Origin of the sequence: Streptomyces sp. NPDC005485 (genome assembly GCF_040606085.1) — a bacterium.
Lineage (GTDB): Bacteria > Actinomycetota > Actinomycetes > Streptomycetales > Streptomycetaceae > Streptomyces.
This window is the reverse complement of the sequence record NZ_JBEXDZ010000160.1, coordinates 1-22,564: the sequence shown is the minus strand read 5'-3', so window position 1 is coordinate 22,564 and position 22,564 is coordinate 1. Positions and strand designations below refer to the sequence as shown.

General features: G+C 69.5%; 26 protein-coding genes. 16 read left to right on the top strand and 10 right to left on the bottom strand.

Annotated features, from left to right (window positions below; translation table 11 throughout):
• Nucleotides 1-108: 108 nt before the first annotated feature.
• Nucleotides 109-576, bottom strand: coding sequence for an RDD family protein (locus tag ABZS97_RS36120; protein WP_356144929.1), 468 nt, complete (start codon nucleotides 574-576; stop codon nucleotides 109-111).
• A gap of 198 nt (nucleotides 577-774) precedes the next feature.
• Here ABZS97_RS36120 and glnA point away from each other — a divergent pair, with 198 nt between their 5' ends.
• Nucleotides 775-2,184, top strand: coding sequence for a type I glutamate--ammonia ligase (gene glnA, locus ABZS97_RS36115; protein ID WP_356144926.1), 1,410 nt, complete (start codon nucleotides 775-777; stop codon nucleotides 2,182-2,184).
• Between the two features lie 150 nt (nucleotides 2,185-2,334).
• Here the strand turns inward: glnA and ABZS97_RS36110 are convergent, their stop codons facing one another.
• Nucleotides 2,335-3,201, bottom strand: coding sequence for a site-specific integrase (locus ABZS97_RS36110; RefSeq protein ID WP_356144924.1), 867 nt, complete (start codon nucleotides 3,199-3,201; stop codon nucleotides 2,335-2,337).
• A 157-nt stretch (nucleotides 3,202-3,358) separates the two neighbouring features.
• Between ABZS97_RS36110 and ABZS97_RS36105 the strand changes: the two genes are divergently transcribed.
• The 5 genes from ABZS97_RS36105 to ABZS97_RS36085 all read left to right on the top strand — a co-directional run bounded on the left by ABZS97_RS36105 (nucleotide 3,359) and on the right by ABZS97_RS36085 (nucleotide 7,598).
• Nucleotides 3,359-4,171, top strand: coding sequence for a GntR family transcriptional regulator (locus ABZS97_RS36105; protein ID WP_356144922.1), 813 nt, complete (start codon nucleotides 3,359-3,361; stop codon nucleotides 4,169-4,171).
• Nucleotides 4,171-4,632: a glycosyltransferase gene (locus ABZS97_RS36100; protein WP_356144920.1), complete on the top strand. Its 462-nt coding sequence runs from the start codon at nucleotides 4,171-4,173 to the stop codon at nucleotides 4,630-4,632. The genes ABZS97_RS36105 and ABZS97_RS36100 overlap by 1 nt, the downstream gene beginning before the upstream one ends.
• Entirely contained in the window at nucleotides 4,629-5,417 is a 789-nt protein-coding gene (locus ABZS97_RS36095) for a glycosyltransferase (RefSeq protein WP_356144918.1), read from the top strand. Before ABZS97_RS36100 ends, ABZS97_RS36095 begins: the two co-directional genes overlap by 4 nt.
• Nucleotides 5,418-6,078: 661 nt before the next feature.
• Nucleotides 6,079-7,002: a zinc metalloprotease HtpX gene (htpX, locus tag ABZS97_RS36090; protein ID WP_356144916.1), complete on the top strand. Its 924-nt coding sequence runs from the start codon at nucleotides 6,079-6,081 to the stop codon at nucleotides 7,000-7,002.
• Between the two features lie 2 nt (nucleotides 7,003-7,004).
• Nucleotides 7,005-7,598, top strand: a complete 594-nt coding sequence (locus ABZS97_RS36085; protein WP_356144914.1) for a hypothetical protein — start codon at nucleotides 7,005-7,007, stop codon at nucleotides 7,596-7,598.
• A gap of 44 nt (nucleotides 7,599-7,642) precedes the next feature.
• Here the strand turns inward: ABZS97_RS36085 and ABZS97_RS36080 are convergent, their stop codons facing one another.
• Nucleotides 7,643-7,927 carry a hypothetical protein gene (locus tag ABZS97_RS36080; RefSeq protein ID WP_356144912.1) on the bottom strand — a complete coding sequence of 95 codons (285 nt, stop codon included), beginning with the start codon at nucleotides 7,925-7,927 and terminating at the stop codon, nucleotides 7,643-7,645.
• A 264-nt stretch (nucleotides 7,928-8,191) separates the two neighbouring features.
• Between ABZS97_RS36080 and ABZS97_RS36075 the strand changes: the two genes are divergently transcribed.
• Together ABZS97_RS36075 and ABZS97_RS36070 are read left to right on the top strand one after the other, a co-directional pair.
• Nucleotides 8,192-8,692 (top strand): DUF1269 domain-containing protein, encoded by a 501-nt coding sequence (locus ABZS97_RS36075; protein WP_356144910.1) that lies wholly within the window; start codon nucleotides 8,192-8,194, stop codon nucleotides 8,690-8,692.
• Nucleotides 8,693-8,704: 12 nt separating this feature from the next.
• Nucleotides 8,705-9,445: an alpha/beta fold hydrolase gene (locus tag ABZS97_RS36070; protein ID WP_356144908.1), complete on the top strand. Its 741-nt coding sequence runs from the start codon at nucleotides 8,705-8,707 to the stop codon at nucleotides 9,443-9,445.
• Here ABZS97_RS36070 and ABZS97_RS36065 read toward each other — a convergent pair.
• The 5 genes from ABZS97_RS36065 to ABZS97_RS36045 form a co-directional block, all read right to left on the bottom strand.
• Entirely contained in the window at nucleotides 9,414-10,235 is an 822-nt protein-coding gene (locus tag ABZS97_RS36065; RefSeq protein ID WP_356144906.1) for a GAF and ANTAR domain-containing protein, read from the bottom strand. The genes ABZS97_RS36070 and ABZS97_RS36065 overlap by 32 nt on opposite strands.
• 138 nt (nucleotides 10,236-10,373) lie before the next feature.
• Nucleotides 10,374-11,222 carry a GAF and ANTAR domain-containing protein gene (locus ABZS97_RS36060; RefSeq protein WP_356144904.1) on the bottom strand — a complete coding sequence of 283 codons (849 nt, stop codon included), beginning with the start codon at nucleotides 11,220-11,222 and terminating at the stop codon, nucleotides 10,374-10,376.
• A 24-nt stretch (nucleotides 11,223-11,246) separates the two neighbouring features.
• Nucleotides 11,247-13,112 (bottom strand): CheR family methyltransferase, encoded by a 1,866-nt coding sequence (locus ABZS97_RS36055; protein WP_356144902.1) that lies wholly within the window; start codon nucleotides 13,110-13,112, stop codon nucleotides 11,247-11,249.
• Nucleotides 13,113-13,119: 7 nt separating this feature from the next.
• Nucleotides 13,120-13,728, bottom strand: coding sequence for a chemotaxis protein CheB (locus ABZS97_RS36050; RefSeq protein WP_356144900.1), 609 nt, complete (start codon nucleotides 13,726-13,728; stop codon nucleotides 13,120-13,122).
• 78 nt (nucleotides 13,729-13,806) lie between these two features.
• Entirely contained in the window at nucleotides 13,807-15,147 is a 1,341-nt protein-coding gene (locus tag ABZS97_RS36045) for a DUF2252 domain-containing protein (RefSeq protein WP_356144898.1), read from the bottom strand.
• A 209-nt stretch (nucleotides 15,148-15,356) separates the two neighbouring features.
• On the opposite strand from ABZS97_RS36045, the gene ABZS97_RS36040 reads away from it, so the two are divergent.
• Complete coding sequence (locus ABZS97_RS36040) at nucleotides 15,357-16,562, top strand: winged helix DNA-binding domain-containing protein (protein WP_356144896.1); 1,206 nt, start codon at nucleotides 15,357-15,359, stop codon at nucleotides 16,560-16,562.
• A 221-nt stretch (nucleotides 16,563-16,783) separates the two neighbouring features.
• Here ABZS97_RS36040 and ABZS97_RS36035 read toward each other — a convergent pair whose 3' ends face one another.
• A complete protein-coding gene (locus tag ABZS97_RS36035; RefSeq protein WP_356144894.1) occupies nucleotides 16,784-17,092 on the bottom strand; it encodes a hypothetical protein in 309 nt (102 codons plus the stop codon).
• 164 nt (nucleotides 17,093-17,256) lie between these two features.
• On the opposite strand from ABZS97_RS36035, the gene ABZS97_RS36030 reads away from it, so the two are divergent.
• Together ABZS97_RS36030 and ABZS97_RS36025 are read left to right on the top strand one after the other, a co-directional pair.
• A complete protein-coding gene (locus tag ABZS97_RS36030; protein ID WP_356144892.1) occupies nucleotides 17,257-17,616 on the top strand; it encodes an arsenate reductase family protein in 360 nt (119 codons plus the stop codon).
• A gap of 192 nt (nucleotides 17,617-17,808) precedes the next feature.
• Nucleotides 17,809-18,501: a hypothetical protein gene (locus ABZS97_RS36025; RefSeq protein ID WP_356144890.1), complete on the top strand. Its 693-nt coding sequence runs from the start codon at nucleotides 17,809-17,811 to the stop codon at nucleotides 18,499-18,501.
• 3 nt (nucleotides 18,502-18,504) lie between these two features.
• Here ABZS97_RS36025 and ABZS97_RS36020 read toward each other — a convergent pair whose 3' ends face one another.
• A complete protein-coding gene (locus ABZS97_RS36020; RefSeq protein ID WP_356144888.1) occupies nucleotides 18,505-19,368 on the bottom strand; it encodes an alpha/beta hydrolase in 864 nt (287 codons plus the stop codon).
• Nucleotides 19,369-19,434: 66 nt separating this feature from the next.
• Between ABZS97_RS36020 and ABZS97_RS36015 the strand changes: the two genes are divergently transcribed.
• The 5 genes from ABZS97_RS36015 to ABZS97_RS35995 all read left to right on the top strand — a co-directional run.
• Nucleotides 19,435-19,941 (top strand): MarR family transcriptional regulator, encoded by a 507-nt coding sequence (locus tag ABZS97_RS36015; protein WP_356144886.1) that lies wholly within the window; start codon nucleotides 19,435-19,437, stop codon nucleotides 19,939-19,941.
• Nucleotides 19,942-20,287: 346 nt separating this feature from the next.
• Nucleotides 20,288-21,316, top strand: a complete 1,029-nt coding sequence (gene glnII / locus ABZS97_RS36010) for a glutamine synthetase (RefSeq protein WP_356144884.1) — start codon at nucleotides 20,288-20,290, stop codon at nucleotides 21,314-21,316.
• A gap of 221 nt (nucleotides 21,317-21,537) precedes the next feature.
• Nucleotides 21,538-21,681, top strand: coding sequence for a hypothetical protein (locus ABZS97_RS36005; protein ID WP_356144882.1), 144 nt, complete (start codon nucleotides 21,538-21,540; stop codon nucleotides 21,679-21,681).
• A gap of 6 nt (nucleotides 21,682-21,687) precedes the next feature.
• Complete coding sequence (locus ABZS97_RS36000; RefSeq protein WP_356144880.1) at nucleotides 21,688-22,281, top strand: winged helix-turn-helix domain-containing protein; 594 nt, start codon at nucleotides 21,688-21,690, stop codon at nucleotides 22,279-22,281.
• Between the two features lie 78 nt (nucleotides 22,282-22,359).
• On the top strand, nucleotides 22,360-22,564 hold a 205-nt coding region (locus ABZS97_RS35995), incomplete at its 3' end, for an NAD-dependent epimerase/dehydratase family protein (protein WP_356144878.1).

Sequence of the window (22,564 nt, the reverse complement as noted above, 5' to 3'; positions counted from 1 at the left end):
GGCGCGGGGGGGGCGCCGGGCCGGCGCCCCGCCCCCCACCGTGCGTTCCGCGGCCGGGGGCGCCGCCCTTACCCCGGGGGCGCCCCCTTCGTCGTACGACGGAGAGACTCAGATGCGGACCTCGATCGTGCGGGCCAGCCGGTCGTGCAGGCCGCGGCCGTCGCGGTCCCAGATCAGGGCCGGGACGGCGAGGCAGAGAAGCACGGTGCGCAGCAGGGCGCGCAGCGGGTTCAGTCGGCCGCCGCCCTCCGGGACGATCCGCAGGCCGAACAGGCGCTTGCCCGGGGTGAAGCCGACCGTGCCGACGGTGAGCACGCCGAGGACGAAGAAGATGAGCAGGGCCCAGTTGGAGGCCGCCTGGTCGTAGCCGTGCGTGATGAGCCGGGATGCAATCAGCACGCACAGGCCCCAGTCGACGACGAGGGCGCCGAGCCGCCGTCCCGGGCGGGCGATCGATCCCGGTCCCTGCTCCGGCAGGCCCAGCTGTTCGCCGCGGTAGCCGAAGTCGACCCCGGCGTCCTCCGCGGCCGCGCGGGGTCCGGAGAGCCACGATCCAATTGCTTGCCTGTTGTCCACCCGTCCACGGTACTGCGCCCGTTTTGCCATGCGGACAGGTGGGGCCCCGGAGACCCGGGTCGGTTAACTTGGGCGAAACAAATGGGTCACGCTTGAGAAATCCGCCGTCCCTATGGTCGGGTCCAGCGTGTGCCACCGCACTGGCCGCACGAACGAACTACCACCCCGGTCCCAGTGGGCGGGAGTAGGAGGAGCTGGATGTTCCAGAACGCCGACGAGGCCAAGAAGTTCATCGCGGATGAGGACGTCAAGTTCGTCGACGTCCGCTTCTGCGACCTTCCGGGTGTGATGCAGCACTTCACCATCCCGGCCGAGGCCTTCGACCCGACCGAGGAACTGGCCTTCGACGGCTCCTCCATCCGCGGCTTCCAGGCCATCCACGAGTCCGACATGGCGCTCCGCGCCGACCTGTCCACCGCGCGCGTCGACCCCTTCCGCCGCGACAAGACGGTCAACATCAACTTCTTCATCCACGACCCGATCACGGGCGAGCAGTACTCCCGTGACCCGCGCAACGTGGCGAAGAAGGCCGAGGCCTACCTCGCGTCCACCGGTATCGCCGACACCGCGTACTTCGGCCCCGAGGCCGAGTTCTACGTGTTCGACAGCGTGCGCTTCAAGACCGCCGAGAACGAGTCCTTCTACCACATCGACTCCGAGGCGGGCGCCTGGAACACCGGTGCGCTGGAGGACAACCGCGGCTACAAGGTCCGCTACAAGGGCGGTTACTTCCCGACCCCGCCGGTCGACCACTTCGCCGACCTGCGTGCCGAGATCTCCCTGGAGCTGGCCAAGTCCGGCCTCCAGGTCGAGCGCCAGCACCACGAGGTGGGCACCGCCGGCCAGGCCGAGATCAACTACAAGTTCAACACGCTGCTCGCCGCGGCCGACGACCTCCAGCTCTTCAAGTACATCGTGAAGAACGTCGCCTGGCGCAACGGCAAGACCGCGACCTTCATGCCGAAGCCGATCTTCGGTGACAACGGCTCGGGCATGCACGTCCACCAGTCGCTGTGGGCGAACGGCGACCCGCTGTTCTACGACGAGGCCGGCTACGCGGGCCTGTCGGACACCGCCCGCTACTACATCGGCGGCATCCTCAAGCACGCCCCGTCGCTGCTGGCCTTCACCAACCCGACGGTGAACTCCTACCACCGTCTGGTGCCGGGCTTCGAGGCGCCGGTCAACCTGGTGTACTCGCAGCGCAACCGCTCCGCGGCCATGCGTATCCCGATCACGGGCTCCAACCCGAAGGCCAAGCGCGTCGAGTTCCGTGCGCCCGACTCCTCCGGCAACCCCTACCTCGCGTTCGCGGCGCTGCTGATGGCCGGCCTCGACGGCGTCAAGAACAAGATCGAGCCGGCCGAGCCGATCGACAAGGACCTCTACGAGCTGGCTCCCGAGGAGCACGCGGGTGTCCCGCAGGTCCCGACCTCGCTGCCGGGCGTGCTCGACTCGCTGGAGCGCGACCACGAGTTCCTGCTCGCGGGCAACGTCTTCACGTCCGACCTGATCGAGACGTGGATCGACTACAAGCGCACCAACGAGATCGCGCCGCTGCAGCTGCGTCCGCACCCGCACGAGTTCGAGCTGTACTTCGACGTGTGATATCGCCCCAGGTCAGAGCGGGTTTCCGCTCCCCTGGGCCGTGTGTGGGCCGTCGGCCGTGTCCTTCCTCACCGGAAGGGCACGGCCGACGGCCTGTTTCGGGCCCTGCGCCGCGAACGACTGTCGAGAGCTACGGCCCCCGTCTGTCGCTCAGGTCAGCGCATCGGCTTCGCCAGGCCCGGTGACCGCATCGCGTACACCGAAGGCAGCGTCGATGGCCCTGCGGGCGCGGTCCCGACTGTTGGGCATGAGGTGCGTGTAGGTCCGGAGGGTGAATCCCGGGTCGGAGTGCCCCAGGTACTCGGCCAGGGCCTTGATGTTCTCTCCCGAGTCCAGCAGCACCGACGCGTAGTAGTGCCGCAAGGCGTGCATGCCGTGCTCACGCGACGGTTTGAACCGCTGTCCAGGCACCCGCTCCAACTTCGCTGTGACCGGCGGCCCGTCCGGAGTCTTCCACGGCAAAGTGACGTCGATAGTGGGCCGGCGGGTGATGTGCGCGGCAAGCGCATCCGACACCACGTCGGGCAGTGGCACGTCTCGCAGCTTGCCGCCCTTGGGCGGGGCGAACACCATCCGCGGGCCGACCAGTTTGACCTGTCGCACGACGTGCACCGCTCCCCCGACGAAATCGACTTCGTCTACGGCAAGCCCGAAAATCTCGCCCTGCCGTAGACCGCACCCGGCACCGACATCGACCGTCGGCGCGTACTGGCTTGGGAGTCCGTCCCGGACCGCGACCACCCGGGCAAGCGTCCACGGCTTGATCTTCCGCGGGTCCAGCTTGGGCGCCCGCACTGAGCCCGCGCGGCAGGGGTTCCGGGTCAGAATGCCGTCGTCCACTGCGGCGCCGAACACAGCAGAGACATTCGCGAAGATCGTCCGCTGATACGACGCTGCCGTCCCGGAGTCTGCGAGAGCCCGTGCCCATGTGCAGATATGGGCGGGTCGGAAGGCGTTCAGGGAGCGAGAACCGATGTAGGGGAAGGCATGCAGCCGGAACCTCAGCTCCATGTTCACGATGGTGGAAGGGTCCGTGGTCTGGGATGCGAGCCACTGAGTGGCGAACTCCCTGAACGTCTCCTTGCCGGCCGACGACTGGCATGGACCGGCGGCGCCGTCAACACCTTCCTAGGAAGGTGTTGCTTCGCTGTGTTGGATCTGCGAGGGTGAGCCCATGACCAAGCCCATGACGGGCCCCGCCGGCGGCGCACGGAAAGTCGTCGTCGCGCTCCTGGCGCAGATCGAGAGCGGATCCCTGCGTCCCGGGGACCAGATCCCCACGATCGCCGCCCTGGCCGAGGAGCATGGCGTCAACAAGAACACCGCCAGCAAGGCCGTCGTGAGCCTCAAAGCGGCTGGCGTCCTCTCTGGGCTCGCAGGCGGAAACACCTGGGTGCGCATACCTCCACCACACCAAAGGCGCCAGAACACCCGGTATCACTCCGAGAAAGGAGCGGTCCGGCTACCGGAATCCGAGCGCTCAGACGCGGGGGTATCCGAGGCCGGCTCAGGCATCGCTTTGCAAGACCTGCATGAGGACAGCGCAGAATACGCGGTCATCGAGGCGCCGCCAGAGATTTGCGATGCCCTGGAACTGCCCGCCGGAACCCGGGTGCTGCGCCGCACCTACACCAGGCGCCATGCCCAGAACGCAGGTGCCAGCCGCTCGATCAGCTATATCCCATACGACTTGGCGAGTGGCAACCCTGACCTACTGGACCCAACCCGTGAACCGTGGCCAGGAGGCACCATGCACCAGCTCTACACGGTTGGAGTGGAACTGGACAGGATCGTTGATCACGTAACGTCCAGTATGCCGACGCCCGAAGAGGTCCTGGATTTCGATATCCCGCCGGGTGTCCCGGTCCTCAGGATTCGGAAGATCAGTCATTCGACGGAAGGCAGACCCGTCGAGGTTACCGACATCCCATTTCCCGCAGATCGCATCGAGCTGATCTACACCACACAGCTGGAGCGTTGGAATTAATGCCTCTCATCAGCATCGTGACCCCCGTCCAGAACGAGGGACAGGACTACCTCCTTGAGGCGTACGAGTCGCTGCACTCTCAGGCCATGCCCTCGGGGTGGGATGGGGAATGGATCGTGCAGGAGGACGGCAGGACTGGCTTCCTCGCTTCGGTCCTCCCTGCTGACGACCAAATTTCCACAGGTACCGGTCGAAACGGCGGTGCGGCAATGACCCGCTCCATGGCGATGGCTCGCGTGAGGGGCGAGCTGGTTCGCGCCCTGGACGCGGATGACCTGCTGCCTCCCGGTGCGCTCGCGAGTGCCATCAACACGTTGACGCAAAACCGCGACGCGGCATGGTGTGTGTCCGCGTGTTTGGACCTGGATGAGATTCTTCTGCCGCGGTTGGAGGCAATTCGGAGCCTCGGGTGGCGCTGGAGTCCGTCGCAGGGAATGACAGCCACCGGAGAGCCCTCATGAGCAACGTCATTTCGATCGTTACACCGGTACATGGCGCAGGGGCGCAGTTCCTCTCAGACGCGTACGCATCTCTCCGCCGCCAAGATCTTCCCGACGGCTGGTCATGGGAATGGTGCGTGCAGGAGGACGGAAGCGATATCCAGGCCGCACGTCACCTTCCATCGGACGATCAGCGCATTCGCATCTCAGCATCTCGACGCGGCGGACCTCACGTGGCACGGACCATGGCGTTTGCCCGTTCAACCGGCCTCTACGTAAAGAATCTCGACGCCGACGACCAACTCACTCCCGGAGTTCTGGCGCGCGACATCGCTGTGCTGGAGGAGCACCCCTCGGTGGGCTGGACCACCTCGCGAGTGGTCGACCTTCTGGAGGACGGGAGCACCGTCTCGTTTGACGGTGACCCAGACCCCGGATCCCTCTCGCAAGGGAGCGCGTATGGATTCTGGGCTGAACATCGGCGACCTCACGTTCATCCGGCCACGCTATGCGTTCGGCGCCCGCTCCTGGCGCTCCTCGGCGGATGGATGGCCCTGCCGGCTTCCGGTGACACGGGCCTGTTGCTGGGGCTCGATGCTCTGTCAGACGGATGGTTCATCGGCGACGTCGGCCTCATCTACCGCAAGCACGCAGGACAGATCACAACGCACCCGAATCACAAAGCCGGGGCCGAATGGGAAGCCCGGATGTCGTTGATCCAGGAGCACGCCAGCGCACTTCGCACCTGGGTCGGCATCGCGATCGAGTCGGAGGCCAAGACGCTCGGTGCGGAGCCGTCCACTTGATCAAGGACAAGGCGAGAAGGGGCCTGATCACCTTCGCGACGAAGGGGTCGTGGCTCGGCTGTAGCTGAACGATGCCAGGCCTCGTGAACTTCTGCGAAGCCGTAGCCGATCGGATGGATGAAAGGCGCAGCCCGCCTCGGGAGGCCGAGACGGGCTGAACTGCCATCAGTTCTGTCGAGCGATCACTCTGGGTCGTGACGGCGGAATTTGACGTGTCAGGTAGGAGGCCCGGATTCCCCCAGTTGTCCCCCAGCAGCGACAGACGCGGGGAGAACCGCAGGCCACGCATGGCGGACGGAGCCCGCTGCAAGCGTGCCGGTGTGAGCGGCCGCCGGGCCGTCGCTGGGCCGTCCGGGGGTGGTCGACGACCACGAACAATGACAGACAACGACGGCATTCCTGCTGGTCAGAACGACTCCAAGAACAAGGCTCCGAGGTAGCGGCGCCGCACCATCACTTCTTCGACGTGTGAGCCGACTCGCCCGTCAGCACTGCCGAAGGCCGCCGCCCCTTTGTGGGGTGGCGGCCTTCGCCGTACCGCGCAAGGGTCTTTCTTTGCTCGGCTTGGGGCCGAACGGGACCGGTTCATGGGAGACCGCAGGTGCACACTGGACATCGGGACGAGTGCCCGAGTGCGGAGTGATACCGCGGGGTGGTGCAGATGCAGAACCGGTTCCGGAGCGATCCGCGACTGACCGTGCGCATGACGGTCACGCTGTTCCTGCTCGGATTGCTGTACGTGGCCTTCGTCGCCGCGTTGATCGTGTTGCTGAAGTCCTGGGTGCTGGTCGTGGTCGTCGCGGCGGCGTTCCTCGGCGCGCAGTACTGGTTCTCCGACCGGATCGCGCTGTACGCGATGCACGGGCGGATCGTGGAGCGGGAGGAGTACGAGCAGCTGCACGGCGTCGTCGACCGGCTGTGTGCCGTCGCCGACATGCCGAAGCCGCTCGTCGCCGTCTCCGACGTGGACATGCCGAACGCGTTCGCGACCGGACGCAACGCCGATCACGCGGTGCTGTGCGTGACCACGGGGCTGCTGCGCCGGCTGGAGCCGGACGAGCTGGAGGGTGTGCTCGCGCACGAGCTGTCGCACGTGGCGCACAAGGATGTCGCCGTGATCACCGTGGCGTCGTTCCTCGGGGTGATCGCCGGGCTGATCGTGCGGTTCGCGTTCTACTCGCAGCTGTTCGGCGGGCGGGGCCGCAAGGACCAGAACACGATGGCGGTCTTCATGGTCGTGATGGCGGTCTCGGCCGCCGTGTACGCGCTCAGTTTCCTGCTGATCCGGGCGCTGTCCCGGTATCGCGAGCTGGCCGCCGACCGGGCCGCGGCCATGCTTACCGGGCGGCCCTCGGCGCTGGCCTCCGCGCTGACCAAGGTGTCCGGGGACATCGCGCGGATCCCGACGAAGGACCTGCGCACGGCGCAGGCCTTCAACGCCTTCTACTTCACGCCCGCCCTGGGCCGGACGCCCGGCATCGAGCGGTACTTCTCCACCCACCCGAGCCTGGAGCAGCGGCTCGATCAACTCGCGCACATCTCGGCCGAGTTGGGTGAGGCTGCCGCGCCCGGGAAGGCCGGCTGAGCATGGGGTTCCTGGACATTCTGCTCGGCCGTACGCGCCCCGCCCAGCCGGACCTCGACCAGCTCTTCGGGCTGCCGTCGGCCGCGGTGACCCTGGAGGCCGCCGCCGGCTTCACGCCGACCGGCACGGGTGCGGTGTGTTTCGCGAGCGTCGAGGGCCAGGCCTTCGCCCAGGCGCACGAGGAGGTGCAGGCGCTGCTCGACGCGGACGCCGAGCGGACCGGGCCACCGGTGCAGGTCGACCGGGACGAGTACGGGTACTCATGGCTGGTCTCGCGCCGGGCGCCCGACGACCTGCCCGCCCTGGTGAGCGATCTGCACGCGGTCAACAGCGCGCTGGAGGGCAGCGGCTTCGGGCCGCAGCTGCTCTGCTCGGTGGCGGCTTTCGAGACGGGCCCGGCCGGCGCACGGCGGCGGCTCGGGCTCGTCTACCTCTACAAGCGCGGCACGTTCTACCCCTTCGCCCCGGTGCCCGAGGGGAACCAGCGGCGGGACAACGCACTCGAACTGCAGGTCAAGGCGGTGCTCGCCGATGACCTGCGGATCGAGCAGGACCTGAGCCGCTGGTTCCCGATCTGGGGCGCGCCGGGACTGTGAGGCCGTACGGCCCCTGCTGCCCTCAGGCCCCTGACGAGGGGTTACTACGTGCGGTCCTGGCGGCGGGCCTCCAGGGGGCGTTCGCGGCGGTAGCGGCGCTCCCACCTGGCCTGCCGGTCGCGGCGGTCGCGGTACGCGCGATAGCTGGAGGGCATCGCCGGTCCCGACGCGCCCCCGCCTCCTGACGAGGGTGCCGCCGCACCGCTGCCCCCGGTGCGGCCGTAGCGGGTGTACAGGAAGAGGACTGCTGCCGCCGCGAGCCAGAGGACGTGGTTGTTGAACCCTAAGAGAACGAGGATCACGGTCGCGGAAATGAACAAGGTGCCCATGACGGGACTCCTTGGGAGCGTGGACGACTGGTCTTGATGATGTACCGACGGGGCGCTGGGGGTGGGCGACCGTCCGTCGGTGCGTAGAGAGTAGCCCCGAGACCGCCAACTGATGCCTGTCCGGCGGGAAGCGGTCCCCGGAAGCTCTGGAGCGTGCTTTCAGCGTAGGGACGGCGCCCGGATCCGCGCACCTCGTTTTCCCCGGCTGCACCCTTTCCCGGAGCGCTATAGGTTGACACAAAGCCGACATAAGGGGTGTCCCGCATGAGCAATCTCTTCGTCGTCGCCTACGACGACCTCGCCACCGCCAACCAGGTGCGCGAGAAGGTCTTCGCCCTGACCAAGGAGCACCTCGTCGAGCTGGAGGACGCGGTGGTCGTCGAACGGCACGCGGACGGGAAGATCAAACTGCACCAGGCCGTCAACCATACGGCGACGGGCGCGGCCGGAGGCGCACTGTGGGGCGGGGTCATCGGGCTGCTCTTCCTGGCGCCGCTGCTCGGCGCGGCGGTGGGCGCCGCGGCCGGTGCCGCCGGGGGCGCGGTCACGGACACCGGCATCAACGACGACTTCATGAAGGACCTCAGCCAGAACCTGCGCCCCGGCGCCGCCGCGCTCTTCCTCCTGGTCAAGCAGGCGGCCGGCGACAAGGTCATCCCCCAACTCGCAGCATACGGCGGCCAGTTGGTGCAGACGTCACTGAGCCAGGAGCAGGAGGACGCGCTGCGCGAGGCGATCGCCGCCGCACAGGCACCGAAGGCATGAGTGAATGGGCTCATGAGTGAGCTCTTCTCCTTCGCGCACGCCCACGACGGTGAACTACTCAAAGGGGTGGACAGCGGTGACGACGACGGTGGCCGGGCGGCCACCGTCGTCCTGCTGCACGGCGCGGGCATCGGCAGCAAGGAGCGGCTGATCCCGCTGCTCCAGGACTTCGTCGCCCGCGGCTGCCGGGGCATCGCCTTCGACTTCTCGGGACACGGCGAAAGCTCGGGTGCGCTGGGCGAGTTGAGTCTGCGACGGCGCTTCGAGCAGGCCGTCGCCGTCATCGACGCCCGGGTCACGGCCGGGGGGCCGCTGATCCTTGTCGGGTTCAGCATGAGCGGCCAGACCGTCGCCGACCTCGCCGGCCACTACGGGCAGCGGGTGGCGGCACTCGGACTGTGCGCACCCGCCGTGTACGCGGCCGAGGCCTGGCCGGTGAAGTTCGGTGACGGACAGGGGCGGTTCAGCGACATCATCCGTACGCCGGACAGCTGGCGCGCGGCTCCGGCGCTCGACGTACTGCGAACGTACGCGGGACGCGCCGTGCTGGCCGTGCCGGGTACGGACGCCGTCATCCCGCCCGCCGTGACCGAGGCCGTGCAGGACTCACTCAGCGCCCGCGCCCGGTTCACCCGGTTCGAACTGCCGGACGCGGAGCACATGGTGGGCCTGTGGCTGTACGAACACGCCGACGACCGGCGCCGGTTCGTGGACACCGTGCTCAGCGACCGCCTTCCTGTTCCGGCCGGTTAGCGGTCGTCCTGCGGCCTGCCGGCTGTCGCCTTGCGGCCGACAGGTCCTCGTCCCCTGTCAGGTCCAGCCGGCCGTCGACCACCTCCTGGGCCACCTCCGGCAGGCGGCGCCGGTGTGCGCGGGCATGGCCGCGCAAGCGGGCGAAGGCGTCGTCGACGGAGACGGAGAGGCCGGCCGCGAGCACACCCTTGGCCTGTTCGATGACGACCCGGCTGGTCAGGGCCTGCCCCAGCTGCTCGGCCAGGGCGCGGCTCTCACGCACCTCGCGCTCCTGGGCCAGGGCGAAGGCGGCGGCGTCGGTGAGCGACTGGCCGAGGTCCAGCACCTCGGCGGAGATCGGCTCATCGGAGGTGCAGAGGAGGACCAGAGCTCCCGCGGCCTCCTCGCCACCGGTGTCGGTGATCATCGGGAAGGCGGCGGCTCTGCGGTAGCCGAGGGCCAGGGCGCGCGGTGCGTAGCGCGGCCAGGCTCTCCCGGTTCCATGGTCGCCGTCGATGGCCGCGTCCGGCACCGTGCGGCCGGTGGTCTGCGCATCGTGCCCGGGCCCCTCGCCCCACTGCAGGGCGTCCTGCTCCAGTTGCCGCAACCGCTCGTCCGTGCCCGCCAGTTGCGCGAAGTCCGGCCCGTCGGGAGCGTATCGGGCCATCGCCGCGCAGCAGCCCAGCAGGTCCGTGCCGTGGGACGCCAGCGTCGCGAGCACGCGGGACGGGTCGGAGGGTTCGCCCAGGGTTGCGCCGGCGAGTTCGACAAACGCTCGCGCCAGCCGCTGCGGCGCAAAGGGCGTGGTCATGAGGCTCCCGCTCCTTTCGGATGTCTGCCACTCGCAGAAGTTCCGGTTCTTGTGCCCAGTTTCTCCACTTCCGGCCCCCGGGGTGAGCCGTTCGGAGGATCGGACACCTCGTCTCGGGGAGTGGACGCCGCCGCAGGCTCAGCCGAGACGCAGCTCTCCGTGGACGATGCGCGCCGCCACGTCCTGCACGGGTTCACCCTCGCTGAAGGCACGGGCTTTGATGATTTCCAGGGCGTCGGCCACCGGACAGGCCGCCTGGACGGAGACCATGCCGGCCGCCTGGTGGACGACGGCGCGATGGTCGACGCCTCCGTAGAACTCGGGATCGGCCTGCGGGCCGGAGACCATGGTGCGCGTCAGCGCCTCGGCGATGTCCGCGAAGTCGGCCGTGAGGCCGGGACCCGGGTCGAAGACGGTCAGGGAGCCGAGACAGCTGTCCCGCAGTGTGAGCGGCACGGCGACCACTTCCTTGATCCCCAGCTCCTCGGCCTCGGGCCCGTACCCGGGCCAGCGGGCGCGCAGCAGCGCTCCGGACGCCTTCACCGTGCGGTGCCGGACCATGGCGTCCCTGGTCGGCCCCTCCCCGAGGACGAACTCCAGTTCCTGTGCGGCACGGGCCTGATCATTCGACGCGGCAACCGCGAGCTGACTGTGGTCGGAACCCGTGAAGGTGACGGCCGCGCTCCGCGTACCGCAGGCCGCGGCGACTCCGGTCATGAAGCGGGGCGGCGCCCCGCGGCCTCGTTCCCAGGAGGCCAGCAGGCGGGCATAGTCCTCATGCAGCTCGGCCGCGGTGCGGTGGCAGGCCGCCGACCTGCGATGCACTCCGGCGAGGCGTACATGGAGGGCCACTCCGGTGACCTTGGCCAGCCGTTCCTGGCGCTCGGCCGCGTCGATCTCCCGCGCCTCGCGCTCACGTGCGAGAGCGGCCCGGCGCCGGACCACCGACGCCGATTCAGAGTGTGATGAACTCCCACTGGAGTACATGCCCGCATCGTACGCCCGGCCGGGTCATCCGGAAGCGCCGTTCCGGCTCTCTTCCATCAGCAGGACCACGCCGCCGCGATGCCCCTCGTACGGGCTGCAGCGAACGGCGCAGGTCAGAGTCTTGCCGATCCGGTTCACGGCCGCGACGTACAGGGGAACGGCGCGCTGCCCGGTGTCGAGGCACTTGAGGATCACATCGCGCAGCGCCTCCGCGGGCAGTCCGAAATCGAGGCCGAAGAAGGACTGGTCGAGAACCTCGTCGGAGCGCAGGCCCCACATGTCGATGGCACCGGTGTTCCAGCTCTTGACCTTCAGGTCCCGGTCGAGGACGACGACTCCGGCCCCGATGCTGGACAGCACGCCGTCGAGAAAGGCGCGGGTCTCGTCCAGCTCCTCGGTGCGGACCCGCATCTCCTCGTTCATGGTCTCCAGTTCTTCGTTGCCCGACTGGAGTTCCTCGTTGGTCGTCTCCAACTCCTCGTTGGTGGACTGGAGTTCCTCGTTGGTGGTCTCCAGTTCCTCGATGCTGGACTGAAGTTCCTCGTTCGTTGTCTCCAACTCCTCATTGGTGGACTGGAGTTCCTCGTACGCCGTCTCCAGGTCCTCCCGTACCCGCTTGACCTCGGCCTTGAGCTGGGTCGCGACCGTGACGTCGGTGAAGGTGACGGTGGTGCCGATGGGCAGGCCGGTGGGGCTGATGAGCGGCTGGATGAGGATGTCGAAGTTCTGGACCTCCTCGCCGATGTGGCGCTCGGCGGCGTTGATCCGCAGCGTGCGGCGTTCGTGCGTGGCCTGCTCGATCAGCGAGCGCAGCTCCACCGGCCGGTAGGAGATCTCCAGGTCCTGGAAGGGGCGCCCGAGATCGCCCTCGGCGAGACCGAACTGTGTGCGGGCATGGCCGTTGACGAGGACCACCATGCCCTCGGCGTCGATGGCCAGCACAGCGCCCGGAATCGCGTCGAGGATCAGGTCGCGCAGGTGGCGGGTGCGGACCGCGGTCTGCAGCTCGGCACCCATGCCCGCCCTGATCTTCACCGTGCTCGGCGGGTACGGCGGTCCCCCGGCCCCCGGACGGCGGCGGAACACCCGCTGCCGCATGCTCGCCACATCGAATCTGTCCGAGTCGTTGAGCAGCATTTCGGCCTTGCCGAGGAAGAGGAAGCCGTCCTCGCGCAGTGCGAAGTGGAAACGGTCGATGATCTGCGTCTGCGCCTCGACGTTGAAGTACATCAGCGTGTTGCGGCAGACCAGCAGGTCGAGCCGGGAGATCGGGGCGTCGCGGGTGATGTCGTGACGGCCGAAGATGACCCGGCGGCGCAGATCGGAGCGGAAGCTGAACCGGGCGCCGTTGCACTCGAAGTACTTGTCGCGCAACTCCACGGAGAGCGGTTCGAGGGCCTTGGCCGAGTAGAGACCCGAGCGGGCCTCCCTGAGGGCCTCCTCGTCGACGTCCGTACCGTAGATCTTGACGCGGCTCATGGCCTCCTCGTTGCCGAGGGCCTCCGCGAACATGATCGCCAGCGAGTACGCCTCCTCGCCGCTGGAGCAACCCGCGCTCCACACCCGGATCTCCTCGTCGGGCTCCCGCTGCGCGATGACCTCGGGGACCACCTCGCGCTGCAGGAAGGTCCAGGCGTCGGGGTCGCGGAAAACGGAGGTGACGTTGATCAGGATGGTGTTGAAGAGGGCGTTGAACTCACCCGAGTCCGTCTCCAGGCGGTCGCGGTAGTCGGGGTACGAGGCGACGTCCACCTCGGCCATGCGCTTGCGGATGCGCCGCCCCAGCGTGGATCGCTTGTAGCCGGTGAAGTCGAATCCGCGCGCGTCCCGCAGAAAGCCGAGGAGACTCTCCAACTCCTCGTCCGATTCGACTTCCTGCACGTAACTCATTACCGCCTCATTGCCTCTCGGTCTCCACCAGCCCGCGGATCACCGCGGGGATCTCCTCCAGAGGTAGCACGAAGTCCACTGCTCGCGTACCCACGGCTGCCTCCGGCATGCCTCTGAACTCCGCCGAGGCCGGGTCCTGCGCGATGACGGTGCCGCCGCGCGACTTCACGGCATCCACGCCCATCGCTCCGTCGCTGCCCGAGCCGGTCAGCACGCAGGCGATCGCGCGGGGCCCGAAGGCGCCCGCGAGGGACTCGAAGAGGAGGTCGGCGGAGGGGCGCACGAAGTGGACGAGTTCGCTGTCGGACAAGGTCAGCACACCGTCCGCGCTCACCAGGAGGTGACGGTTGGGCGGCGCGATGTAGATGGTGCCCGGGGCGGCGCGTTCACCGGCCTCCGCGAGCTTCACGTCGAGCGGGGTGCGACGGGCGAGGATCTCCGCGATCACCGTGCGGTGGCGCGGATCGAGATGCTGGACGACGAGCACCGGGACCGGGAAGTCGGCGTCGAGGGCGCCGAGCACCTCGATCAGTGCGTGAATGCCGCCCGCGGACGAGGCGATCGCCACCACCGCGTACTGTTCCGCCTGACCCGGATCGGACGTTTCAGCCGTCATGTACGGAGCGTAGCGCCGCCCACGCGGTTCACGCGGTCGCCCACGTGGTCCACCCGACTGCCCGGTGACCGGAGCGGCTCACACACCCGGTGCCGCCGTCACCACGCCAGCCGCCACCGCCGCGCCCAGCGTCGCGTGGTCCGCGGCGTTCTGGTCGGCGTACCGCAGGGCGAAGTCCGCGACGGAGCACTCGAAGGTGTCGGCGCCGCCCAGGTACGCGGCGACGGCGATCCGGTCGCCCGAGCGGGCGTGCGCGCGCGACAGGGCGGTGCCGCAGAGCCGGGCGTACTGGACGAGGCGGTCCGGCGTCATGCCCGCGACGTCCACCGAGCCCTTCATGTCGCGCAGTTGACGCCAGTAGAACGCCCGGCCCTGCGGCCCGGTCATCCAGCCGAGGAAGATGTCGCTCGCCGCCTGCAGCAGCCGCTGACCCGCGACCACGCGGTGCCCGGGATGGACGTACGGGCCGGTCGGCAGATGCGCTTCCAGTACGGACCGGCGCGCTTCCTTGATCTGCAGGAACAGCGGGTCGTCCGCGTCCCGTCCGGTGAGCAGCACGACGAAGCAGCGGGTGCCGACGCTGCCCACACCGACGACCTTGCGGGCCGCGTCCACGAAGCGGTAGCGGTCCAGGAGCAGGCGGCGCTCCTCGGAGAGGGTGGAGCGGTAGTCACTGAAGCTCTTGCGGAGCACCGCCATGTCGGGGGCTCCGGCGGGTTCCAGCAGCGGCGGGTCGTGGACGATACGGCGCCGGCCGTCGACGGTCTCGGTGAGTTTCCCGAGCGCGTGCAGGCTGGTACGGCGGCGGGCGCGGGTGAGCGTCGACTCCACGCGCCTGCGACGGTGGCCGGCGCGGACCAGCGGGAGCAGGTGGTCGGTGTCGATGCGCTCGTACCAGACGGCCAGTTCGCCCTGTCCGGCCAGCCGCCGCATGCTCTTGCGGTACGCGGCCGCCGCCTCCCGCGCCGCGCGGTGCACCTGGCTGTCCGAGTGCCCGTTCTCGCGCGCCGCCACCGCGACGCTGGCCGCGAGCCGTTTCACGTCCCATTCGAACGGGCCCGGATACGTCTCGTCGAAGTCGTTGAGGTCGAAGAGCAGATTGCGTTCCGGGGAGGCGTACAGGCCGAAGTTGAGCAGGTGCGCGTCGCCGCAGAGCTGCACGGTCAGGCCCGTGTGGGGCTGCGCGGCGAGGTCCTCCGCCATGACGGCGGCGGCTCCGCGCAGGAACGCGAACGGGGAGGCGCCCATCCGGCCGTAGCGGATCGGCAGCAGCTCCTGGAGGCGGTCCCTGCCCTGCCGTTCCAGTACGGCGACGGGGTCGGGGCGGTCCACGGACGGTATCCAGGTGCCGTGGGCGGAACGGGGGACGCGCTTGCGGGCGGCCTTTCCCTGGGCGGCTCGGTCGGTGGGGGTCGTCATGGGGTCGGTCTCGTGTATCGCCGGCCGTTCGTCATGGGGTTCCCGCCTCTGCCGCCGTTACCGCCCTTCCCTGGTCGTATCAGTCAAGGTGGTGGGGTGGGTGGTGCGCATGCCGGGTACGGCGATCGGGTGACGGGACGGGCGGGAGGGCGTTCGATGAGAGTGCATTCGGTGGGAGATGCGAAGGTGACAAAACAGGTGGTGGCTGAGTGAGTGGGAAGCAGCGGCACGTGGGGGTGGCGGAGCGGCGGGGGCGGCTCGCGCTGCGGCAGCGGCTCGCGGGGGCGGCACGAGCGGCGGGCCCCGAGGACGTCGCCGCGTCGCTGGTCGCGCTGCACGGGACCGATCCGGCGACGGTGTACCTGGCGGTGGGCGCGCGGCTCGCCGAGCCCGGCAAGACCGTGACGGAGGTCGAGCGGGCGCTCTACGAGGACCGGACGCTGGTGCGGATGCACGGCATGCGGCACACCGTGTTCGTCTTCCCGACCGAACTGGCCGCCGTCGTGCACGCGTCGACCGGGCTCGCCATCGCCGCGAAGGCCCGTGCCGGGCTGCTGAAGGACATCGTGACCGGCAGCGGCGGGCGGCTGACCCCGGAGTGGCTCGCGGAGGTGGAGACGTCCGCGCTCGCCGCGCTGGCCCGGCGCGGGCAGGCCACGGTGAACGAACTCACCGAGGACGAGCCGCGGTTGAGGGAGCAGTTCACCTACGGCGCCGGCAAGAGCTACGAGAGCCCGCAATCCGTGTCGTCCAGGCTGATGCGGGTGCTCGGCGTCGAGGGGCGGGTCGTGCGGGGGCGTCCGCTGGGGTCGTGGACCTCTACCCAGTTCCGCTGGGCGGTGGCTCCGCCGCATCCCGAACTGCCCGTCGGCGAGGCGCAGTCGGAGCTGCTGCGGCGATGGCTGACCGCGTGCGGGCCCGCGACCGAGGCGGACCTGAAGTGGTGGACGGGGTGGCGGGTTACGGAGGTACGGCGTGCGCTGGCCGCCGTGGGGGCGGTGGCCGTCTCGCTCGACGGTGGGGTGACGGGGTACGTCGCGGAGGGCGACGCCGAGCCGGTCGCGGGGCCCGCCGAGCCCTGGGCCGCGCTGCTGCCCGGGCTCGACCCCACGGCCATGGGGTGGCAGGACCGCGACTGGTTCCTGGCACCCTCTCTGCGGGGTTCCCTGTTCGACGGCAGCGGGAACGTGGGGCCCACGGTGTGGTGGGACGGTCGCGTGGTCGGCGGATGGGCGCAGCGGGCCGACGGCGAGATCGTGTGGCGGCTCCTTGATGCGGCGGGGGTCGGCCGGGAAGCAGAGGCGGCCATCTCTGCGGAGGCTGCTCGGCTGGCGGGGTGGGTGGGGGCGACGCGGGTCACTCCACGGTTCCGGACTCCGCTGGAGCGGGAGTTGGTTGCGGGGGTGGGGTCTTGAGGTGGGGCGGGGGCGCCTGTCGCAGGGGGTGCGTGTGACGCCGGGGGGGCCGGCGGAGCCACGTTTCTGCGGGCAATCGTGCCGATAGGGGCGGCACGGGTGGGCGCAGCGGCACCCCGTGAACGCCGGGCTGCGTGACCCACCCCGGGGTGAGCGTTCGAACGAGGGTGAGGTTGTTGGTCCGCCGGGCGCCTCTGGAGGAGGGGCCCGGCGGAGGGGGCTCAGCGGGAGTAGCGCAGCAGGGCGCGGACCATGTGGCAGGTGGTGTCCGACGGCGGATGGACACCGATCAGCTCCGCGGTACTGCGTATCGTCTCGTTGCGAGCCTGGTTCGGGACATACACCCCGGTGTCGAGCAGAGCGATGGCAAGCCGCATCGCCTTGAGGCGGCGGTTGTGCGTGACGTACCAGTCACGAGGCCGCCCCGGCGGCAGCGGACGCTTCTCGACCGGCTCGTACGGCAGGTCCAGCAGGACCGCCCTCCTGGACGTGGACTGGGTCGGCTTCGGCTTCAGTGCGGCAGCGGGCACAGGCATCCTCCTGTCGCGGTCAGGGCGCCGTCCGGACCACCCGGCGACACCCTCGAACACTGCTTCTATTCTACTGCCAGGCACTGACAAAAGCCGCTGGCCACAAGGGCTTTCAGGGGGCCGTGACACCCGGGAGCAGAGGGGTCTCACGTAACGTGTGCGACATGGAGATCTGGATCAACCCGGCCTGTTCGAAGTGCCGCAGCGCCCTCACCCTGCTGGACGCCGAAGGCGCCTCGTACACCGTGCGCCGGTACCTGGAGGACGTACCGAGCGAGGACGAGATCCGCGAGGTGCTGGAGCGGCTCGGCCTGGAGCCGTGGGACATCACACGCACCGAGGAGGCCGTCGCCAAGGAGCTCGGTGTCAAGGAGTGGGCCCGGGACGACGATGCGCGCGAGCGGTGGGTGCGGGCGTTGGCCGAGCACCCCAAGCTGATCCAGCGGCCCATCATCACCGCGCAGGACGGCACGGCGGTCGTGGGCCGCACGGAGGAAGCCGTACGGGAGGCCATGTCCCGGTAGTCGGGACGGTGATCGGTTCGGTCGTCGACTCGTCGGCTCGTCGGGGCGGCCGACGATCTTCAACTCTCCTGTGACCTACGTTACTTGAGCGACTCCTGAAACTCTTGAGTAACTCTGTTCGGTATCTCGTACATAGCGGCGTACGGAACGCGTCCGGCCGCCAACGGTGGCGGCCGGGGACAGGAGGCGCGCATGTCGCGTAGGAGAACTCTCAGTCCCAAGAAGAAGCTCGCGCTGCTGGTCAGTGCCGCGGCGGTGGCCGGTGGTGGTGCGTTCGCCATGGCGGCCACCTCCAACGCGGCGCCGGTCACCAAAAGCTCGCAGGATTCGACCGTCTGCCTGGGACTGGCCACCGCGCTCGGCAACAACCAGAAGTTCATCGACGGTCAACGGGCCACGCCCGACGCCCAGTCGCAGGCGCGGATCGCCAACCGCGAGGCGGTCATCGCCCAGATCAAGGTGCAGCAGAAGGCGTCCGGGTGCACGGTTGGGGAGTCGGCTCAGGACTCCCAGGCCACGCAGCCCTCGACCGCCGCACCTGCACAGACCGCGCCCGCCCAGACGAATCCCGCCCAGACGGCCCCGGCCCAGACCGCTCCCGCGAACAACGGGAACGCAAACGGCGGCGCCGCGAGCGGTCAGCAGGTCTGCAACGGCTCCACTGTCACCCTCTCCGGCGAGGGCGGCGCCCCGGCCGCGTCCAGCAACCAGTTCGCGAAGGGAACGAAGCTGCGGGTCACCAACCTGGACAACAACAAGTCCACGACGGTGGAGGTCACTTCGACCTCCGGAAGCTGCGCGCTGCTCAACAACGCGGCCTTCGAGCAGGTCCGGGAGCCCGGCAAGTTCCTGATCCGCCGGGCCCTGATCGAGAAGGTGGGGTGACACTCACCGGCCGAGAAAGTCCGCCAGGCGGCGATTGAGCCCGGGCGGCACGGTGTGCGGCAGTGAGTGGTGGGAGGCGCCCGGCAGGACGTCGGTCTCCGCTCGCGGCAGCATCCCGGCCGCCCGGGTCGCCACGCGGCGAGCGTCATGGGTCCTGCTGTTTCCGGCCAGAAGCAGCAGGACCGGCATGTCGAGCGTGCGCAGCGCCTCGCGCGCCGGTCGCGGACCGGTCACCGGCTTCACGGAGGGGTAGCCGGCGGCCGCTTCCTGGAGTCGGAGCCAGTCGGGGTCCAGGGGTACTCCCCCGGTCTCCCACTCCAGGAAGGCCCGGACCCGTGCGGGCGAGGGCCGCAGCAGCATCGGCAGGGCGCGCGTCAGGTACGCCGCCTTGAATCCGGCGAAGCACCCGGTCGGATCAAGGAGGAACAGGCGGCGAACGCGGGTGGGCGCGTGCAGTGCGTAGTGGAGGGCGATCCAGCCGCCGTAGGAGTGCCCGCCGAGGTCGACGGTATCGGCGCCGATGCCGTCGAGCAGCGCGTCCAGCCAGGACGTCAGGTCGGCCACCGTACGCAGGGGGCGGTCGGTGGCCGGAACGCTGTGGCCCGGGCGGCCGATCAGGTCGACGGCGTGGACGCGGTGTGTGCGGGCGAGGGCGGCGGCCTGGGCGGACCAGGAGGCCGAGGTCCCGCCGTCGCCGCCGGGCAGGAGCAGGAGCGGGGGCCCGTCGTGCGGACCGCACACGTTCACCCGCGTCGCGCCGAACGGCGTCGCGACCGTCACCGCCTCCCGGTCCGCCGGCCACCCGGCCATGACCTTCTCGTACGCCGCCCCGAACCCGGCCGCGTCGTACGTGCTGCGAACGCTCATGTCACTCTCCCCTATTATCTCGGTGAGCGAGATACACGGTGAGCGAGATACTAACGGAGGCCGGGCATGACGAACCAGGAATCGCGGATGGAGATCGTTCATCTGCTGCGCGCGGCGGCCGTCGAACTCGGCCTGCACAGCGCCCGGTTCGCACAGCTCAACGGCATGCACCCCACCGACGTACGGGCTCTGATCGCACTCATGGACGCCCGCCGGGACGGTACGGCGATGACCGCAGGGCGGCTCGGTTCGCTGCTCGGGCTCAACTCGGCCGGGACCACGGCGCTCGTCGACCGGCTGGAGCGGGCCGGGCATGTGCGGCGCGTACGGGACGAACGGGACCGGCGGCGCGTGCTCGTCGAGGTCGACGAGCGGGCGGTCGCGCTGGGGTGGGACTTCTTCGGGCCGCTGATCGGCCGGTCCATGGAACTGCTCGACGGATACGACGAGCGGCAGCTTGCGGCGGTGCGCGGTTTCCTGGCCGGCGTACGGGAAGCCGCGGCGTCCGACGGCGAGGGCGAAGGCGCAGACGCAGGAGCAGGAGCAGCGGAAGTCGGGGCCGAAGGCTCATGAGCCGCCAGTGACCCGCGTGGGCCGCGCCGACCTCCGCCGACTCCGGTCGGTCCCGTCGGCCCCCGCAACCCCATCGCATACGAGCGCCCGCCCACGGACACAAGCCGTCTCGCCGCTTCGCGCTCTGCATCTGCGAACGGCTTCTTCGCACAGCGCGGACACAGGCGTGCCCGCTCTCAGTGAGTGAGTCGCAGCACACCGGCACCAGGTAACACGGGGTTCACATTCGAGCAATGATCGGGAAACCGCCCGTTGACAGGGTGCGGGTAACCCCGGCGGTGCCCCAGTGCCGTAGCGCCGCAGCACCCGCAAGTGCGCATAGACCCACCCCGAAGGATGTGGCCCCGTGACCTTCAAGGCTGAGTACATCTGGATCGACGGCACCGAGCCGACGGCCAAGCTCCGCTCGAAGACGAAGATACTGAGCGACGACGCCAAGGGTGCCGAGCTGCCGATCTGGGGCTTCGACGGGTCCTCCACGAACCAGGCCGAGGGGCACGCCTCGGACCGCGTACTCAAGCCGGTCGCCGTCTACCCGGACCCGATTCGCGGTGGCGACGACGTCCTCGTCATGTGCGAGGTCCTCAACATCGACATGACGCCGCACGAGTCCAACACGCGTGCCGCGCTGGCCGAGGTCGAGGAGAGGTTCGGCTCCCAGAAGCCGATCTTCGGCATCGAGCAGGAGTACACCTTCTTCAAGGGCGCGCGCCCGCTCGGCTTCCCCGAGGGCGGCTTCCCGGCCGCGCAGGGCGGCTACTACTGCGGTGTCGGCTCGGACGAGATCTTCGGCCGTGACGTCGTCGAGGCGCACCTGGAGAACTGTCTCGCCGCGGGCCTCGGCATCTCCGGCATCAACGCCGAGGTCATGCCCGGCCAGTGGGAGTTCCAGGTCGGCCCGCTGGCGCCGCTGGAGGTCTCCGACCAGCTGTGGGTCGCGCGCTGGCTGCTCTACCGCACCGCCGAGGACTTCGGCGTCTCCGCGACGCTGGACCCGAAGCCAGTGAAGGGCGACTGGAACGGCGCGGGCGCGCACACCAACTTCTCCACGAAGGCGATGCGCGAGGGCTACGACGCGATCATCACCGCGTGCGAGTCGCTCGGCGAGGGCTCCAAGCCGATGGACCACGTCAAGAACTACGGCGCCGGCATCGACGACCGCCTGACGGGCCTGCACGAGACCGCCCCGTGGAACGAGTACTCCTACGGCGTCTCCAACCGCGGCGCCTCGGTCCGTATCCCGTGGCAGGTCGAGAAGGACGGCAAGGGCTACATCGAGGACCGCCGTCCGAACGCGAACGTCGACCCGTACGTCGTGACGCGGCTGATCGTCGACACCTGCTGCACCGCGCTGGAGAAGGCCGGTCAGGTCTGATCCGCACCGCACTTCCCCGAGGGGCGTCCACCGCTGTGGTGGGCGCCCCTTCGCGTTGTCGGCGTCCAAGGGCGTCCGACCAGTGAGAGGACTCTCCTGTCCGGCTCCCGCTTCTGCTTCAATGGGCTCATGACCGGCTTCCAGAACCGCACCGCGACGGGTCGCCATGACCTTGAGCCGTTCTGGCCTTCCCGTCAGCACCACGACTTCGACCGGGTGTGTTGTCGCGCGATGAACGCGCCGGCCCTCTAAAGCCGTACACCCCCGGCCTTCGGCCCGCGCGCACGACGTACGTCCCCGACGACCCCGACCACGAACTCGCGGTCGTCGGCTCTCCCGACGAACTCCTCGCGCGAAAGAGCTGACCTCTCATGGCGAACCCCCGTTCCTTCTCGTCCGTCGCGACCGCCCCCGCCCCCGCCGCACCTGCCGTCTCCGGACGCCACCGACTGCGCGCCGTGGACCGGGACGAGGTGGTCGATGTCGCCGACTTCCTTCCGCCGGGCGCCACTTGGCTGCCCGCACCCCAGCACTCCCTGCCGGTACTGCCGGGCCGGCCGCCGATGATCGGCTACCTGGTGCTCGTACCTGCCGACCAGCAGACCCTGCTGCCGTTCGGCGTCCCCGACCTGCCCGAGGCACCCGGGTCGCCGGAGGCCGCCGACAGCGATGACCCGCTCGTGGACGTCGACACCGTGCGGCGCACCGCCCGGGTCGACGGGGTTCCGCTCGACCTCACCTACCTGGAGTTCGAGCTGCTCGCGCATCTCGTCGCGCACCCGCACCGGGTGCACACCCGGGACCAGTTGGTCACCACGGTGTGGGGCTACGGGCACGTGGGCGACGGCCGGACCGTCGACGTCCATGTCGCGCGGCTGCGGCGCAAGCTCGGCGCGCAGCACCGGCAGACGATCCAGACGGTGCGCCGGGTCGGCTACAAGTACGCGCCGCCGACCGGGCGCTGACCGTCGCGCCGGCCTCGGCGGATCTTCTGTCAGCAGAACCCCGTTCCGTGCCGCCCGGCGTCCGGGCAGAGTCGGCGTATGAGACTTCTGATGCTGGGCGGTACGGGGTTCGTGGGGCCTGCCGTCGTCGAGGCGGCCCTCGCCAGGGGCTGGGACGTGACCGTCTTCCACCGGGGCCGGCACGAACCTCCGGCGGGTGTGCGGTCGTTGCTCGGCGACCGCACCACGCCGGACGGGCTCGCGGCGCTCGCCGACGGTGAGTGGGATGTCGTGGACGACACCA

Bases quoted from the DNA above. Each gene is read 5' to 3' on its own strand.
- glnA (WP_356144926.1), top strand. From the start codon at position 775: ATGTTCCAGAACGCCGACGAGGCCAAGAAGTTCATCGCGGATGAGGAC.
- ABZS97_RS36105 (WP_356144922.1), top strand. From the start codon at position 3,359: ATGACCAAGCCCATGACGGGCCCCGCCGGCGGCGCACGGAAAGTCGTC.
- ABZS97_RS36100 (WP_356144920.1), top strand. From the start codon at position 4,171: ATGCCTCTCATCAGCATCGTGACCCCCGTCCAGAACGAGGGACAGGAC.
- ABZS97_RS36095 (WP_356144918.1), top strand. From the start codon at position 4,629: ATGAGCAACGTCATTTCGATCGTTACACCGGTACATGGCGCAGGGGCG.
- htpX (WP_356144916.1), top strand. From the start codon at position 6,079: ATGCAGAACCGGTTCCGGAGCGATCCGCGACTGACCGTGCGCATGACG.
- ABZS97_RS36085 (WP_356144914.1), top strand. From the start codon at position 7,005: ATGGGGTTCCTGGACATTCTGCTCGGCCGTACGCGCCCCGCCCAGCCG.
- ABZS97_RS36080 (WP_356144912.1), bottom strand. From the start codon at position 7,927: ATGGGCACCTTGTTCATTTCCGCGACCGTGATCCTCGTTCTCTTAGGG.
- ABZS97_RS36075 (WP_356144910.1), top strand. From the start codon at position 8,192: ATGAGCAATCTCTTCGTCGTCGCCTACGACGACCTCGCCACCGCCAAC.
- ABZS97_RS36070 (WP_356144908.1), top strand. From the start codon at position 8,705: ATGAGTGAGCTCTTCTCCTTCGCGCACGCCCACGACGGTGAACTACTC.
- ABZS97_RS36065 (WP_356144906.1), bottom strand. From the start codon at position 10,235: ATGACCACGCCCTTTGCGCCGCAGCGGCTGGCGCGAGCGTTTGTCGAA.
- ABZS97_RS36060 (WP_356144904.1), bottom strand. From the start codon at position 11,222: ATGTACTCCAGTGGGAGTTCATCACACTCTGAATCGGCGTCGGTGGTC.
- ABZS97_RS36055 (WP_356144902.1), bottom strand. From the start codon at position 13,112: ATGAGTTACGTGCAGGAAGTCGAATCGGACGAGGAGTTGGAGAGTCTC.
- ABZS97_RS36050 (WP_356144900.1), bottom strand. From the start codon at position 13,728: ATGACGGCTGAAACGTCCGATCCGGGTCAGGCGGAACAGTACGCGGTG.
- ABZS97_RS36045 (WP_356144898.1), bottom strand. From the start codon at position 15,147: ATGACGACCCCCACCGACCGAGCCGCCCAGGGAAAGGCCGCCCGCAAG.
- ABZS97_RS36030 (WP_356144892.1), top strand. From the start codon at position 17,257: ATGGAGATCTGGATCAACCCGGCCTGTTCGAAGTGCCGCAGCGCCCTC.
- ABZS97_RS36025 (WP_356144890.1), top strand. From the start codon at position 17,809: ATGTCGCGTAGGAGAACTCTCAGTCCCAAGAAGAAGCTCGCGCTGCTG.
- ABZS97_RS36020 (WP_356144888.1), bottom strand. From the start codon at position 19,368: ATGAGCGTTCGCAGCACGTACGACGCGGCCGGGTTCGGGGCGGCGTAC.
- ABZS97_RS36015 (WP_356144886.1), top strand. From the start codon at position 19,435: ATGACGAACCAGGAATCGCGGATGGAGATCGTTCATCTGCTGCGCGCG.
- ABZS97_RS36000 (WP_356144880.1), top strand. From the start codon at position 21,688: ATGGCGAACCCCCGTTCCTTCTCGTCCGTCGCGACCGCCCCCGCCCCC.